This window comes from Desulfitobacterium sp., assembly GCF_034927245.1.
Taxonomy (GTDB): domain Bacteria; phylum Bacillota; class Desulfitobacteriia; order Desulfitobacteriales; family Desulfitobacteriaceae; genus Desulfitobacterium_A.
Genome location: NZ_JAYFQK010000039.1, coordinates 55,641 through 71,382, shown reverse-complemented (window position 1 = coordinate 71,382; position 15,742 = coordinate 55,641). Strand labels below are relative to the sequence as shown.

Genomic DNA, 15,742 nt, shown 5'->3' with positions numbered 1-15,742 from the left:
ACGGAAAGGGCAAAGAAAGAATAGAGATTACTTTGTTACGCCAGTTGCCTTTTGGCCAGCTCAGTAAAAAGACCTTGGCGATCCATTAGCTCTTGATAAGTTCCGCTTTCTACGATTCTGCCCTGATCCATGACGAAAATCTTATTGCAGTTCATAATAGTACTTAGGCGATGGGCAATAACGACTCGTGTCGCCTGAAGCCGATCCAGACTATCGCTGACAATGGCCTGCGTACGGTTGTCTAAAGCGCTGGTCGCTTCATCGAAATAAATAATTTTAGGTTTGTTAATAATGGCGCGGGCGATCATCAAACGTTGCATTTGTCCTCCTGAGATTGACCCGGAGCCTTCAGTAATAATCGTATGCATTCCCATTGGCATCTCTTTGATATCTTCTTCAATACCGGCCATCCTGGCTGCTTCCCATGCATCGTCTATTGTGAGGAAAGGATTGGATCCGGTAATATTGCTAAAGATGTTTCCCGTCATCAGTTTCCCATTTTGCAGGACGACGCCTATTTGCTTGCGGACCATTCGAATATCAACTTTGGACAAGTCCTGACCGTTATAATAAACCTTTCCCATTTCTGTCTTTTCAAAGCCCAGCAAAACCCTGAATAAAGTTGATTTGCCACAGCCCGAAGTGCCCACGATTGCTGCATAATCACCCTCATTGATCTGCAGCGAAATATCTTTCAAGATCAAAGGGCCGTCTTCATTATAACGAAAAGATACATGACTGACCTCAATTGATCCCGTTAGGGGCTTGGGGTTAATTTTTGTTTCATCATACTCTGGTAAAGTTTCAAGAATAGGCTTCGCTTTTTGATATAAGGGAATAACGATATTGGCACTAATCAAAGACTCAGATAACGAAACCATGGAAAGCATAAAGGTTACAAAGGCTGAATTGAAAGCGATAAATTGGCCGGGTGACAAAGCGCCTTGGGTTGACGTCAGCGTATAGAAAATAACAAGATTTGATAGGATCGGAAAAAATGAGTTGAATGTGACTAATACGTTGCCTAAAGTTTCCTTCTTAAAGGATAATTTCCGCTGTTCTCCAAATTCCTTGGCCCAGCGATGAAAAGCTCGGATTTCAGCTCCTGCTACCCGGAATTTCGTCACTCCTCCGATGAATTGGAACATCATACCCGAGATATTATTGGAGATTTCCAATATTTTGCGCTCGTAGCTTACTTGCCGATAACCTAAATAACCCATAACAATAATTGCAGCCAGAACAAGTAAAGTTGCTATGAAGGCAAGCCTTGAGTCATAGTAAAAGAGAAGAGCAAAAGTAAAGACAGAAAAAAGACTGGATAAAATTGCATTAAGGGTTGTTCCCGAAAGGATAAGTCGAATTTGGCTGATACTCATTGCTCGCATGGCTAATTCTCCTGCCGAGAATTGTTTAAAAAAGGGTACCGGAAGGCTAATTAGGCGATCCCAGACTGCGGACTGCAGGGAACTATCCATTTTGCCCTCCATACGTAATACGGCCAGTGAGCGAGTAAATTGAAAAAGCATGGCGGCGAGGACACTTGTACTTAGGATTAGCGCAATTTGAAGTAATTGCCCTTTAGCTCCTTCAGGGATAATTGTGTTGAAAACAATTCCTGTAGCTATAGGTGTTGCTGTTCCCAATAGACCTCCAAAGATCCCCATCAAGACAATCGTACTCAAATCCCGTTTCCAGCAGTTTTGGAAACCAAATGTTACAAGGTCTCGAAGCCTAATTATCTTAGGTGCAAACGGTCGATAAAAAACAAAGCCAAAACCCTTAATTTGCGCAGCAGTCTCTTTGTCCACGACTTTCTTTATTCCCAAGGAAGTATCGTGGTAGAAATATTTAGAAGGCGAAGCAGGAATCAAGGCAATCGGTTGATTATCGTCTTCCTTATACCCCAGGATAGGTCCTTCATCCTGTTTGTACCATTCTCCTTGCAAGACGACTTCTCTGGTCCGAATACGGGAGGCACGGGCAATATCCTCTAAATGAAGATCACTTGAGCTGTCATCTCGGTTTAAGGGGGGGGGAACAATCTCAATATTCATGCTTTGGCCAACTAAACGGCAAGCATCTAATAGAGCATGACCACTTTCTTCTTGAAGGTGGTTTTCATTCTTTTTTTGATTAATTGAGGCCAGTCTGTAGATTGAGTTTGTCATAAGACGGTGATCAGAGCTTGCCTTTTCTTGAAGACGTTTTCCAACCTCACGTTCTTGTTCTTCCCATAGAGCAAGGGCACTATAGAGAACCTGGCTATGATAATTTTTCCTAACCCGAGCGTCTGTTGTATAGGAATATTCCTGTCCTAACTTTTCTCCCAACTCTTCTTCGGTTGCTGCAATTTCTTTTGGGTACGTATATTTTTCGTGGCTTAATTGTTCACAAGCACTGAACCAGTCCTGAACCCGATTTGTCATTTCTTCTGCCGTTTCTCCGGAAAACAATGTACTTAGCAAGCTTACCTCGAGACGAATCAGGGTTGAACCGACGAGTCCTGATGTAAGGAGACAACTTTTCTCCTTGGAACCTTCAGGGGTCATACCAAAAAGCAAGTCTCCCTCCCGAACTGTAAATAAAAAGGTTTTGACTCCCGGTTTACAGTCTGGGGTAAGAGTGGTTAGAAAGACAGAAATCTCCCCTTGTTCAACCATCCAGACATAGTTATCATCATCAAGAATTCGAGGTTTATTTCCCTTAATGGGAAACAGAATGCCTTTTTGGTGAAAAAAGTCTTGAATACTCAATAAATCACCCGCTTTTTAACGATAATCAACCTGTTTTGATCAATTTAGCGTAAATTCCGTCCTGCTCAAACAACTCTTCATGTGTCCCTCTTTCAACAATTTTCCCTTTCTCAAGGACGATGATTTCATCACAATCCCGAATTGTACTGAGTCGATGTGCCACAATGATACAGGTGCAGCCGCGGCGCCGAATATTTTCATCCACACTTTTTTCGGTTAAGGGATCGAGGGCACTTGTCGCTTCATCCATGATCAAAAGGGTGGGGTTTTGGACTAAGGCTCTCGCAATTTCCAGCCTTTGTCGCTGTCCTCCGCTGAAGTTTTTTCCGCCTTCCTCTACCCAATGATCATAGCCTCCGTGGCGAGCTGTGATATCATCGTGGATACAGGCATCTTTGGCTGCCCGAATGAGTTCAAATTCCGAAATGGTTTCATCCCACAGGGTGATGTTATCTCGTATCGTGCCTTGGAACATACTGATTTCCTGGTCGACCATAGCCAGAGAATTGCTAATGACGGCTTTGGAATAGGCTGAACGGGGTTTTTCATCAAAGAGGATTTCACCGAACCGGGGCTTGTAAATACCGCTCACTAATTTAGCGACTGTAGATTTACCGCTTCCTGAACCTCCAACGAGAGCGACTCTGGATCCTGGTCTGAGGGTTAAATTAAAATCCTCAATTAAGGGAGCTTCGAGTGAATTATAGCCAAAGCTTACTTGCCTTAGTTCCAGAAATCCTTTCAGTCTTTGTCCTGCATCAGAGGCGAGTTCTTCCGGTTCCGTCTGTGTTCTCTGATCGACAGGGTATTTTAAGACATCATCTAAGCGGTTCATTTCTCCTTCTACTTCCTGAAGCTCTGCCGCAAGGCCTACGAGTTCTGTCACAGGAGTCATAAAACTGGTCATAAGACTTTGAAAAGCGACTAACATACCGATAGTCATTTGCCCTTCAAGGATTAAATACCCTCCGAGGACGAGGATGATCATATTATTAATTCCTGTTAGGAAAGTAGGGAAGACCGTTAAAAATTGTGTAGAAACACCGAGTTCCTGTTCGGTATTCAGGGCTTTAGCCTGATATCCGGACCATTTAGCAAAAAAGTTTGATTCTGAACCTGTTGCTTTAAGGGTTTCGATGATTTGCAAGCCCGTCATACCTATACCGGCAGCATAACCTCGATCTTTTAAAAGCTTCCGGTTCTGATCAACTCGTTTAGCGGACACAAACTTGAGGTAAACAACATTCAGAAGAGCAATGGCTAAGCCGACTAGGGTTAAGGTGACATTATACAGAAGCATTAACACAAAGTAGAAAATGATCATGATAAAATTTAAAGCTGTGGTTGCCAATTTTCCCGACAATAGTTTTGCAACTCTGTCATTGCTCTGCATCCGAGAGGTTAAATCCCCAGCTGAACGCTGAGCAAAAAATTCGGCAGGCAGCCTTAAAATATGCCATAAAAACTGGCCGGAGGTTGTTAACGCAATTTTTGTTTCTAATCTTAATAAGTAGAATTGCTGGAGCCAGGTTAAAATTCCTCTGAGAATGGCGGTTACTCCCATTCCTAACAGAAGGGGGGTAATCCAGGAATTTCTTCCGCCCAGCAAAATATCGTCCACAAAAATTTCGGAAAATACAGGAATAACTAATCCCGGAATTACGAGAGCAAGTCCTAAAAGGATGACATAGATTAAAGCGATTTCTGAACCTTTGAGACGTTTTTTTAAGGAAAGGGTAAGGCTTTGTTGATTTCCTTCCTTTTGGAATTGGGGAGTTAGGGTAAGGGTCAGAACGATCCCTGTAAAGGATTGATTAAATTCTTCTTCTGTGACAGTTCTTCTTCCGGAAGCGGGATCATTCAGAAAAACTTTCCCTTTGCGAAAGCCTTCAAGAACCAGAAAATGACTGAAATTCCAATGAACAATCAAAGGCAGGGACATTTCCTTCAAATTCTCAGGTTCCTTTTTAAACCCTTTGGCCTCCAAACCATAATTTCTGGCTGCTTTCAAAATATTGCTGGCTTTACTTCCGTCACGAGATACGCCGCATGCTGCCCTGACTTCCTCAAGCGGAATGTGTTTACCAAAGTAATCTAAAATCATTTTTAGGGATGCCGCTCCGCATTCGACCGCTTCCATTTGAAGTGTCGTGGGAACCTTCACGCGATAACTTTTTCCCATTGATTTCAACACCCCGCTTTTACTCACTAAGAAGTGGTATGATTTTGCCGAGAGGCTTTTCTGTCTTGATTACGATATCCCCTTGAATAAGGGTACCGCTATTAATGGTAATAGGAGGCCCTGCAGGAGATGACCATCGATAACCGCTTTTTGTACTGCCATCAGGAATTAAGTCAATCTTGACCATAAGAGGTGCTCCCTTTCCGGAAAGCAAGGCCACCAGATTTTCATTGCCTAAGGTCTTCATCATGCTCTGGGTCGTTGCGGGATACTTTGAAACGGAATTCACTCTTCCTAACATATAGCCGTATTCTTCTTTATTCACAATACTGGGGGAGATTTGGACTTCCATTCCGGGCAGAATTTCCCCTGCCTGTTCGGCGGGGACATAAATGACAGCTTCCATTTTGACGGTTTCATCCTGTTGTTCCAGGGTGGCAAGGTTCTCGCCCGGTTGGATGATGCTTCCTTCCTCGATATTCAGCTCTAAGATTCGCCCCCCTATATTCGAAACGATTTGCGATTTATAATCCAGTTCTTCGCGAAGCTTAAGGATCTGTTGTCCCAAAGCCTGATACTCCGGTATTTTAACGGCTTGCTTTAGTTCCATTTCGTGCTGGGTATTTTGCAGGCTGTTAATTTTTTCAACGAGTTCAGGAACTTCAATCCGAGCGATGACATCCCCTTTTTTTACAATTTCTCCAGTTTTAAATCGAACATCCGTTACACGACCGGAGGTGTGGTGCTTCAAGGTAAAAACTCCTCCGTTATTGAGCAGTATTCCTTGTCCCCCAATTTTTGTTGGAATATTCCCGAAAAGGCCCCAGATAATTGCGCTGATGAGAAGTAAGCTAATCGCAATTAAAGCCAGCCAAGCCCGTGGTGAGGTTACCTTGATGAGCTGGTCCAGTTGTTCTGGGGATGAAAGCCTTTTTAAGGAAACTTCCCGGAATATGCTTTGACTCATGATTTGCACCTCTTTTTCTGCAGATCCCTATTTCTCAATACATTTAAATTCGCCAGACTGCAATTTTTTCAGCACCACAAGATCGCCTACGTCATCGCCATTTTGGTCCAGCTTATGGATACCGACGATACCGGGATACTGACCTAAATTACTCATTTCCGCAGCAACCGTCGAACGGTTCTTTAAATCCGATTTTTCGATGGCCTTTGCCAGAAGTTTTACGGCATCATAGCCTAAAGCTGCGTTTGAATCGGGCATTTTCTTATATTCTTCCGAGAAGTTTTTTACAAACTGCTTTACTTCTGAACGGCTACTCTCTGGATTATACACAGAACCGACGATCGTTCCTTTAGCTGCCTTATCCTCCATTGAAGAAAGAAGAGGAGAATCCAATGCATCTCCGGCAATAAAAGGAACGTTTATCCCTGCTTGACCGCAATCCGCTATAAATTGGGCTCCCCCGGATACATTGTAAGCAATAAAGATTCCATCAAATCCTAAAGCAAGCCATCGATTATGCAATCGTTTTAGATCTTCTAAGTCAGTGTAATTGTCAAAACGATCTACCGTCGTTATACCTGCGGAGCGGGAATAGTCTTCGAAAGAATTGGCCAATCCGTTTCCATAAGAATCATTTGAATAATAAATCACCATCCGGCGGTAGCCTTGCTTAGCAAGGTAAATGGCCAGTTGTCGTGCTATTTCATCATCATTGGGAATGTTACGAAAAATATGCCGATATCCATTTTTCGTGAGGTTTACAGCTGTGGACGTCGGGGACAACATGACTAGACCGGCTTTTTCATAAATTGTCGAGGCCGGAAGGGATATAAACGAACTTTCATGCCCAATAACCGCTTGGATTTCCTTATTTTCAGCAAAGGACTGGGCAATTGCCATTCCTTTTTCAAGTTCTGATCCATCATCTTTTTTAAGAAGTTGAAGTTCTTTCCCTTGAATTCCGCCGCTGCTATTAATCTCTTTTACTGCGAGGTCAATTCCTTCATTAAATAAGTTGTCGCTGGTTGCAAACGGCCATGCTACTCCGATGACGATATTCTTTGGTTCTTTCGATTGGGTACACCCTGTTAATAATAGGAAGACACCAATACAAAGAATCATGATCCAGCACGATCTTTTTAACATAGCCACACTACCTTTACTTTTAAACTAAAGAACAGCCCATTGTTAATCGTTCAAAAATTATTACGATAACTCGGAAAAAGTATTACAGCTTTATTTGTAATGAACCTTTGGGTTATACGTATTAAAAATATAAGATAGCTTACTTCAGATTAATAATGACGTTTTCTGAAGATGTGCTATCGGATAATCAGAAGAGAGGAAAACAGTATGAACAAAGAAAATATTGTGCCGTTTCATCTGTTTCATTATCACGGCAGCCATTATGTTATTGATATTGAAGGGATGAGAGCAAACGCTGTTGATGAACCAACGGCCAAAGTTCTAGAAAAGCTGGCTGCTGAGCCGGAAATGGTTTTGACAACGGGCATGAAAGAAGACCTTAACAAATTGGGATTAATTTCTGAGACCGGGGACAAAAGCAAAAAAACGGTTAAAACAGAATCCTTTCCGATCGGCTATATTGCTCTTTTCCTTACCCAATCCTGTAATCTAAAATGTGTTTACTGCTATGGAGACGGGGGAGAATACGGAACAGGCGGCAGTATGGATGAAAAGACCGCTATTCGAGCAGTTGACTGGTTAATAGAACAATCGGGAAAAATGAAACAAATAAATATAAGCTTTTTCGGGGGGGAACCTTTTTTAAAGTTTTCTTTGATGAAAGCCGTTGTGGCATACGCAAGAAAAAGAGCCCAAGAAATGGGGAAAGAAGTTTATTTTCATGCTAACACCAATGCCACCCTTTTAGATGATAATAAAATTGCTTTTATAAAAGAACAGTCGATATCAATTATGGTCAGTTTTGACGGTCCCCGGGAAATACAAGATGCACAGCGTCCCTATGCTAACGGCAAAGGGTCATATGACACTGCTTTACCCAAAATAAAAAAACTTCTGGAAGCATTGCCAGAAACTTCAGGTCATGCCGTAATAGTCGGCAATACTGATCCTGAGTTGATTAAAGATGCCCTGCAAGAGATTGGGTTTGCCGAAGTGTCCATTGTACCAGCTTCCCAATCCTTGTTAATGCGAGAACAGGATAAAATAAAATCGACACGGAACCTTCAGAATCTGCTCCAGGCGTTAGAACAGGAGACGGAAACATGGCAACGTCTTATCCAAAGCAGAGATATTGAGGGCTTAAAGAGCCTCATGTTTAAGAAAAATGGATTATATAAAGGGTTGCTTTCCTTGTTTCAGAATAGCAAAAAACGATATGCCTGCAGTGCCGGACGGGGGATGGTAGGGGTCTCCTCTTCGGGTGATGTCTATTTGTGCCATCGTTTTGTGGGCCAGGGAAAGTATAAATTAGGAAGTATCTTTGGGGAAAATCTGAACCGGGAAGAATACCAAAAAAGTCCTACAACAGAGAATGAACTGTGCGCAGCTTGCTTTGCCAAGTATTACTGTGGCGGTGGATGCAAGTATGATAATGTGAGTTACAGCGGATCCATAGCATCACCGTCTGAGGATATGTGCCGCTTGAGATGCCGTGAACTTGAACTGGCAGCAACTGTCATTTGCAGTCTGGAGCCTGAGGACCAAGGTTTTCTAGTCGACGAAAAAATTTTAACTCCCAAGCCATGTCCGCTTGATTTTTGAGAATGCATTATCATATGATAAATTCCGGTCGTTCACCTGAACGACCGGAATTTATCTAAGCGGTTTGTTAAATTATTATCCTAGTTTTCTCCAAATTATGTCACAAACGATATCTCCGCCGCCCGCAACTGCATCTAATTCATTGTCACTGAGTTGGTCTTTTAGGCTATTAATTTCTTCGACCGTGAAGTCAAAACCGGCTTTCTTTACAAATGCCATACGCTCGTCTGCATCTTTGCAGGCTTTAACCTTTTTAGCAAATTCCTCATCGGTTTTGATTTTTTCGACATAAGACTTCGCAGAAGCAACACTCATTTTTATATCCCCCTTTTTTATTAAGTGTACTTTATCGTACCCTTTTCGAAAGTTAATACGTATTTTTCCGGAAGGTATTACACGTATTTTTTAATGATTGCATACAGGGCATTTTGCGTTGCGCTTATCTAATCTTGCCCCGCAGTATGGGCAGGTTCCAGTTAATTCTTCAGCAAGTCCTGGGCTGCCTGCAGCGACTAAATCTAAATCTTCATCCTTTAGTTCGCCATCAAAGTTATCTTCGAACTGGGCAATCTTTGTCAGAAGCTGTTTCTTTAGCTTTTCTTTCATTTGGCTGTTGACACTAAAGTCGGCATCAATCATGGATTGGGCCAGTAATAAGAGCTTTGCAATCTCTTCATCTTCAACTGGTCCGATGTCTTTTTCACCCACTAAAATCTGATCTAGGTAGGTTAGATAGATATCCGCCTTCCTTTTATTAGTCATAGCTGCTCAGGCCCTGACTTTCGAGAATTTTTCGTAACTTTTTCATGGCCCGAAATATGATAACACCTGTGTTGCTTTCACTAATGCCTGTTAATTTGGCAATATCCCGGTTAGATAAACCACTCCAGAATTTTAAAGCAATTAAATCACGTTCTCGTTGAGTTAAAGAGGATAAGGCCCTATGCAGGTGTTTTTGCATTTCTGTTAAAATAACAATATCATCAGGACCAGGCCCTGTATTTTGAAGCTCTTGAGTTAACTCAAGAGATATGCAGCAGGTTCGCGTCTGAAGTCGATAATAATCGGTTATGGTATTACGGGCAAGGCTAAAGAGCCAAGCAGCAAAAGGGGCCTTTTCTGATTGATAGTATTCAAATTTAGAAAATAACTTTTCGAAGATCTGACTTGTTAAATCATCGGCATCTTGAAAATTGCTTACTCTATAGTGCACATAGTTATAGACACGAGGGAAGTAACAGTTGTATAGCTCAGTAAATATCTTAATATCATTATTGAATAAGACAGTCCGGGAATTTTTTTCGGTTTGAGCTAAAACAACCATTTCTGTTAATCCTCCTCGGTCTAAATACTTTTTCCTACGGATTTAAGTGAAAGTTTAAAAAATCTACACTTTAATTGTAGCGATTATAGCTTTTTCAATACAATGGACTAAGGTTCAGTCCATTGAACAAAAAAGTACAGTCTCTGATAAAAGAGACTGTACTTTTTTGAAGTCAATATAATTTATTTAATCATTTTCTGGTTTACGATTATCCACTAGCCCTAATTTGGATGCATAAGCAATAACCTGGGATTTTTTTTCGAGATGAAGCAGCTCAATAATTCTTGCCATATGATATTTTACGGTTCGTTCCGTTATTCCCAAAACAGTGCCTACTTCTTTATAGGTCATACCATTCGCTACCAACTCAAGAACCTTTAACTGCCGCTCATTGAGAGGCCCTTGTTTATTATATTGAAACGGTTTTTGGAAAGAAGCATTATTAGAGGCATTGTCGCGTCTGAATTCCTTAAAAATTCGACCGACGAGACCTGGGGATAGCGGAACCTCTCCTTTCTCTAAAGCTGAGAGCATACTCACAAGCTCTTTGGCGCTCGCATTTTTTAAAAGGTATCCTGAAGCACCAGATTTGACCGCTTCAAAAAGATCGTCATCTTCATCAGATGTAGTCAGCATAACGATTTTGATATCCGGCATTTCAGTCTTAATTTGTTTCAACAAATCAAGCCCGCTGCACTCAGGCATCTTGACATCCATTAAAATAATATCCGGTTTCAATTTGCAAGCTTTTTCTAAGGCTGATTTGCTGTCTGTAGCAATACCAACAACGTTAATGCCTTGGGTTTTAAGCAAATATTGCAGACCCTCCACAAATAAAGGATGATCATCAACCAACATCACCTTCATGGACATCGACTTTTTCTCCTTTCTCTACTGGCATACAAAAAGAGATGCTAGTGCCTTTTCCCTGGACGGATTGGATTCTTAGCCGCGCACCTATATCCTGTGCACGCTCTTGCATTATCGTTAAACCGAACTTCGTCCTTGATTTCTTTGCTTGCTGCTCAAGATCAAACCCCTTGCCATTATCTTCAATTTTGACACATAATAGCTCTTGAGAATTGGAAAATGATATCGTTACCTTAGTGGCTTCTGCATGTTTAGCAATGTTATTTAATGCTTCCTTAATAATGCTCAATAGGTTAATGCGGATTAAAGGAGTTAATTTTTCCCCTTCTAAGCTGAGAGGAAGATCCAATTTTACCTTTATTCCCGTTTTGCACTTAAAATCTGCAATACATTCTGTCAGCGTTTGAATAAAATTAGGTAGATTAGGCTCGGAAGATTTGGCATTACGGATATAATTTCTTATCTCGTCATGTGCAGATTGTGTGACTTCCACCAATTTATCAAGTTTAGAAGAAGCAATATCAGTGCCTGCATCGATAAGCTCTTGTCGGATGCCTTGAGCTTGAAAATTGATAAAGCCCAGTACCTGTCCCAAGTTATCATGCATATCTCGAGCAAGCCGGACCCGCTCCTCCGTTGCAGCAAGTTTTCTTTGCTGCTTGAGATGCTCTTGCTGTATTTGTGCTTTTTCTGTTATATCTTGGGTTACGACCAGCTTTCCTATTAATACATCTTGATTGTCCGTAAGGGGGGAAAGTAAAACTTCATAGATCCTTGATCGTCCATTAGAACAATTTGAGAACTGACTCCGATGTATATTTTCATCGCTACAGATCTTAAGAAGTTCCGGAACTTTACGGCAAATTTCTTGTACCTGGCGAGTTGAAGCTGCTGAAACCGACATAGCAATTATTTTTTCAAAGGCAGGGTTAATGTCTAAGACACGATTTTGTAAATCTAAGATCATGACACCGGCATCCATAGTCTCAATCACTGTAGCGCGGGCTATCGGTATGATATCAAACAGCTTAAACCTGAAAATACCCCAGGCAATAATTAGACCTGCAGGCCCGAAAAAAACGGGCGTTATATCAAATCTCTGAATCGGACTTAGGTTAGAAATATATAAAATGTTGGGTATCATAATGAAACTTATACCGATAAGTAAAACTGCAGCTTGTTTTTTAAAAATGCTATTCTTAAAGAACACTGTTCTTATCAGCAAAATCCAGGCAGTGAAATTCAATATATGTGAGTATAGTGCATGGATATAGAAAAAAGGGCCATATTCTTTGTCGATAACCGGAAATGAACCGCTGTAATCCATAGATAAGTCATACCGAATCAAGCCATGCAGTGAATCAGTCCATACAAGCAGGAGAGTAATTGTTGGTAAAACTGCCAGCCATATAATTTTTTTATTATAAACCCACTGATCATATCCCGTGAATTCCATGCTCATGGCGAGCAAGGTTACAGGAGAGTAGCAGTAAGCAATATATTGTACATTGGCCCAGAAAAGTTTGGCTGAAAAATCGAGGCTTGCCATCTCAAGGGCATTGCCCCCAGACCATATCGTTACAATGAACATGCTTAATATAAAGCTTTTAGCGCCTTTAACATTGCATCGCTTAAACAGCGCAAAAATTCCGAGGACTAGGGAGATACATGCTGATCCTATTAACAGCCCTATGTAAGGATTGAATTGGTATTGCATTCATAGCCCCCCATATTCATTTATTTATATTGTAACATAGAAATACTAAATATTTTGAAAAAAGCCTTTAAAGGTCTGCCTTCCTTTATTGCATAATATGACGGGTAATTTCAGAATTTAACGGATAATCGAAAATTTATAGTAAAAAGTGAGTATTCTGTCCTACACTTCAATCAGCACATATCGAAGGGGGAAAGATTTCATTGATGTATTTTTAGCCGCTAAGTCAGAGCAACAGTTTAAAATTAACAGCAAATAAATGAAAGAAGGAGAAATGGATGGCTAAGGTCATTAAGTGTGGAAAGCTTTTTTCGGCTACGGATGGAAAAATTCAAGACAATGCAGTCATTATTGTTGAAGGTCATAAAATAAGTGAAATCAAAAGTGCGGAGGGTTTTGTACCCGATGCCGGTGATGAGTTGATTGATCTCTCCGATAAATTTGTTCTTCCCGGCTTGATTGATACTCATGTCCATCTTGGATTTTGCGGTAAAACAAGCCTAACCGAGGTGAGTGAACCATCCGAGCTTGTGGCGCTAAAGGCGGTTAAAAATGCCGAAATGGACCTGCTCGCCGGCTTTACGACGGTTCGGGATGAAGGATACCCTTCCATAACCGGTTGTAATATCATCCGTGATGCCATCAATGATGGGCTTTTCTCCGGGTCGCGTGTTTTTACCAGCGGTATGTATATCACCCAAACAGGCGGACATCTTGAATATCGTTATCCGGGGGAAACGTTGGGCTACAGTACTTTCAAGTCCGGTAATGTGGCGAACAGTCCGGATGAGGTTAGGGCAGCAGCTCGCCTGATGCTGAAATATGGTGCGGATCAGATTAAGGTTTTGGTGACAGGCGGTGTTCTTAGCCCCGGCAATGAGCCGGGAGAACGAAATATGAGCGTTGAGGAAATTAAGGCTGCTGTTGATGTCGCAAAAATGCATGGCAAGATCACTTCGGCCCATGCCCATGGCACGGCGGGTATTAAGGCAGCTGCTTTAGCAGGTGTTTCGGTTATTGAACACTGCACTTTAGTTGATAACGAAACGATAAAAATAATGCTGGAAAAAGGGATTTCCATTGTTCCAACATTTATCGTTTTAAAGGTGATCATGGAAAAAGGTCCGGCCGCCGGTGTGCCTGATTTTGCAGTTCGCAAGGCAACGGCCTTGGCTGGTTCGCATCTTGCCAACATAAAAAAAGCCTACGATGCAGGCGTACGAATTATCTTTGGGACTGACTGCGGTACTCCGCTTACCCCCCACGGTCAACAAGCAGGCGAGTTTGAATTGATGTTGCAAGCCGGCATCTCGAAAACGGACACGCTTCTCAGTGCTACAAAATACGCAGCAGAATTGCTGGGGTGGGATGATCGAATCGGCACGATTGCTCCCGGAAAATTGGCGGATATTATTGCGGTGAATAAGAACCCATTTGAGGAAATTTCGACGCTTAAGAATGTTTCCTGGGTAATGAAAGACGGAAAGATTTACAAAGGTTAAACCCATCGTCAATAATTTTGAAAAGATGAGGAGAATAAATATATGGCCAAGATGAAGATATTTTACGGCTGGTGGATTGTAGCTGCCGGGGTTTTGATTATGTCCATCCTGCACCCGCTGATCACAACAAACTGGGGATTATATGTAAAGCCTGTTACGCAAGACATGGGTTTTAGCCGAAGCGCATTTGGCATCATCAGCACCATTGTTTATGGAGTAACCGTTCTCCTTTCCCCATATTTAGGTAAATGGCTGGCCCAAAAAAATACACAGTTAATTCAAGGTATCAGTATTGTGGGTCTGGCAGTTTCCTACGCAAGTTTTTCATTCGGGCAGAACCTTATCGAATTTTATATCAGCGCCATTTTTATGGGTGCATTTTCCATTGGGGCTATTGCTTTACCCATTTCTATTGTTATTACAAACTGGTTTGTTAAAAAAAGAGGGTTAGCCATAAGTATTGCCCTTGCGGGCAGCGGTATTGGTGGCGCGATTATCAGTCCAATCATGACAAAGGTTATCCAAAACTATGGTTGGAGGACTTCCTATCTTATATTTGCCGCTGCGATGCTAATTATCGCTTTGCCCATGGTTCTCGTCATGAAAAAATCTCCGGAAACAATGGGGCTTAAAGCCTATGGAGCGGATGAGGCAGCTACTGCTGCCCAAAAGGATATAACACCGAAAGCACAATATAATATGACTCTTAGTGAAGTCAAGAAATATAGTTTCTTTTGGGTCTATTTGTTTGGCATCTTCTGTCTTTCCTTTGTTGGATTTGGATCGCTGAGTCAATTTGCGGCTTTCGTTGCGGATCATCACGGAGCTGTTTTTGCGGCCAGCATTCTTTCCCTATTCTTAATTGTCGTAACCTTGGGCAAGATTTCTCTCGGCTGGGTTTACGATAAATTCGGCACCAAAATCGGAACCGTTTATATCTGTATCGTTTTTGCTCTTTCTTTCGTATTGATGTTGTTCCCGGATTCTAAGCAGCTCATGGTTGTCATGGCCGTTTTGTATGGTCTCGGCGTTTGTACCGGAACAGTTTGCCCGCCGGTTATTACGGCTTCAATGTTTGGGTCAAAACACTATGGTGAGATCTATGGGTTCGTGAATCTATCCGTCTATCTCGGTGCAGCCGTTTCCGTCCCCGCCGTCGCGGCCATCTATGATAAAACCGGTTCCTATCAAGGGGCATGGCTTCTTTGTATTGCCTTAATGCTTGTCTCTATGATTACCTTGCTTTATAGTGATATAAAATGTCGCTCCTTTACAACGAAACAAATGAGTCAGCAACAAACCAATAGACAGGCAACGGCTTAATTACAAGCGTTTAATCCAATCGAGAGTTAATGCCGCATCCTTCAAAAGTATTAGGAAAACAGTTATCTTATCCAAGATAGTGCAATGGAATAATAAAGGCGGAACTCAATGAAGAGTACCGCCTTTTTATTCATATGGCCCATTTTACCCCTTATTATTCAAATTTATTGCTACAATAAAAATCGACTATCACCATTAAGCTATACCATTCCGGTGAAAACACAGCCAAGAGAAATTATATTGAAGAGTAGAATATATTAATATATTATAGGAAATAAGACCTATTTGCTTTAAGACTTATTTCCTAAACGTTAAATTAAGGGGTAAGTATTTTATGCCAAAAGGCGAATTGA

Annotated in this window: 12 protein-coding genes; 3 read left to right on the top strand and 9 right to left on the bottom strand. The window is 41.6% G+C overall.

Going from position 1 to position 15,742, the window contains the following annotated elements:
* Positions 1-35: 35 nt before the first annotated feature.
* Genes VB077_RS10515 through VB077_RS10500 form a run of 4 tightly spaced genes read right to left on the bottom strand, consistent with a single transcriptional unit; the run spans position 36 to position 7,051 of the window.
* Positions 36-2,756, bottom strand: a complete 2,721-nt coding sequence (locus tag VB077_RS10515; RefSeq protein ID WP_323415191.1) for an NHLP bacteriocin export ABC transporter permease/ATPase subunit — start codon at positions 2,754-2,756, stop codon at positions 36-38.
* 25 nt (positions 2,757-2,781) lie between these two features.
* Positions 2,782-4,938, bottom strand: a complete 2,157-nt coding sequence (locus tag VB077_RS10510; RefSeq protein WP_323415190.1) for an NHLP family bacteriocin export ABC transporter peptidase/permease/ATPase subunit — start codon at positions 4,936-4,938, stop codon at positions 2,782-2,784.
* Positions 4,939-4,957: 19 nt separating this feature from the next.
* On the bottom strand, positions 4,958-5,905 hold the full coding sequence (locus tag VB077_RS10505; protein WP_323415189.1) for an NHLP bacteriocin system secretion protein: 948 nt from the start codon (positions 5,903-5,905) through the stop codon (positions 4,958-4,960).
* A gap of 27 nt (positions 5,906-5,932) precedes the next feature.
* Entirely contained in the window at positions 5,933-7,051 is a 1,119-nt protein-coding gene (locus tag VB077_RS10500; protein WP_323415188.1) for an ABC transporter substrate-binding protein, read from the bottom strand.
* Positions 7,052-7,258: 207 nt separating this feature from the next.
* Between VB077_RS10500 and nlpM the strand changes: the two genes are divergently transcribed.
* Positions 7,259-8,653 (top strand): nif11-like peptide radical SAM maturase, encoded by a 1,395-nt coding sequence (gene nlpM, locus VB077_RS10495; protein WP_323415187.1) that lies wholly within the window; start codon positions 7,259-7,261, stop codon positions 8,651-8,653.
* 75 nt (positions 8,654-8,728) lie between these two features.
* Here the strand turns inward: nlpM and VB077_RS10490 are convergent, their stop codons facing one another.
* The 5 genes from VB077_RS10490 to VB077_RS10470 all read right to left on the bottom strand — a co-directional run bounded on the left by VB077_RS10490 (position 8,729) and on the right by VB077_RS10470 (position 12,564).
* Entirely contained in the window at positions 8,729-8,968 is a 240-nt protein-coding gene (locus VB077_RS10490) for a Nif11-like leader peptide family natural product precursor (protein WP_323415186.1), read from the bottom strand.
* A 90-nt stretch (positions 8,969-9,058) separates the two neighbouring features.
* Complete coding sequence (locus VB077_RS10485; RefSeq protein ID WP_323415185.1) at positions 9,059-9,415, bottom strand: hypothetical protein; 357 nt, start codon at positions 9,413-9,415, stop codon at positions 9,059-9,061.
* Positions 9,408-9,977, bottom strand: a complete 570-nt coding sequence (locus VB077_RS10480; protein WP_323415184.1) for a sigma-70 family RNA polymerase sigma factor — start codon at positions 9,975-9,977, stop codon at positions 9,408-9,410. The genes VB077_RS10485 and VB077_RS10480 overlap by 8 nt, the downstream gene beginning before the upstream one ends.
* 186 nt (positions 9,978-10,163) lie before the next feature.
* Positions 10,164-10,850: a response regulator transcription factor gene (locus tag VB077_RS10475; protein WP_323415183.1), complete on the bottom strand. Its 687-nt coding sequence runs from the start codon at positions 10,848-10,850 to the stop codon at positions 10,164-10,166.
* Positions 10,825-12,564, bottom strand: a complete 1,740-nt coding sequence (locus tag VB077_RS10470; protein WP_323415182.1) for a histidine kinase N-terminal 7TM domain-containing protein — start codon at positions 12,562-12,564, stop codon at positions 10,825-10,827. Before VB077_RS10470 ends, VB077_RS10475 begins: the two co-directional genes overlap by 26 nt.
* Positions 12,565-12,842: 278 nt before the next feature.
* Between VB077_RS10470 and VB077_RS10465 the strand changes: the two genes are divergently transcribed.
* A complete protein-coding gene (locus VB077_RS10465) occupies positions 12,843-14,066 on the top strand; it encodes an amidohydrolase family protein (protein WP_323415181.1) in 1,224 nt (407 codons plus the stop codon).
* Between the two features lie 42 nt (positions 14,067-14,108).
* The gene (locus VB077_RS10460; RefSeq protein ID WP_323415180.1) at positions 14,109-15,389 is read left to right on the top strand and encodes an MFS transporter; all 1,281 of its coding nucleotides are present in this window, start codon (positions 14,109-14,111) and stop codon (positions 15,387-15,389) included.
* Positions 15,390-15,742 lie beyond the last annotated feature (353 nt).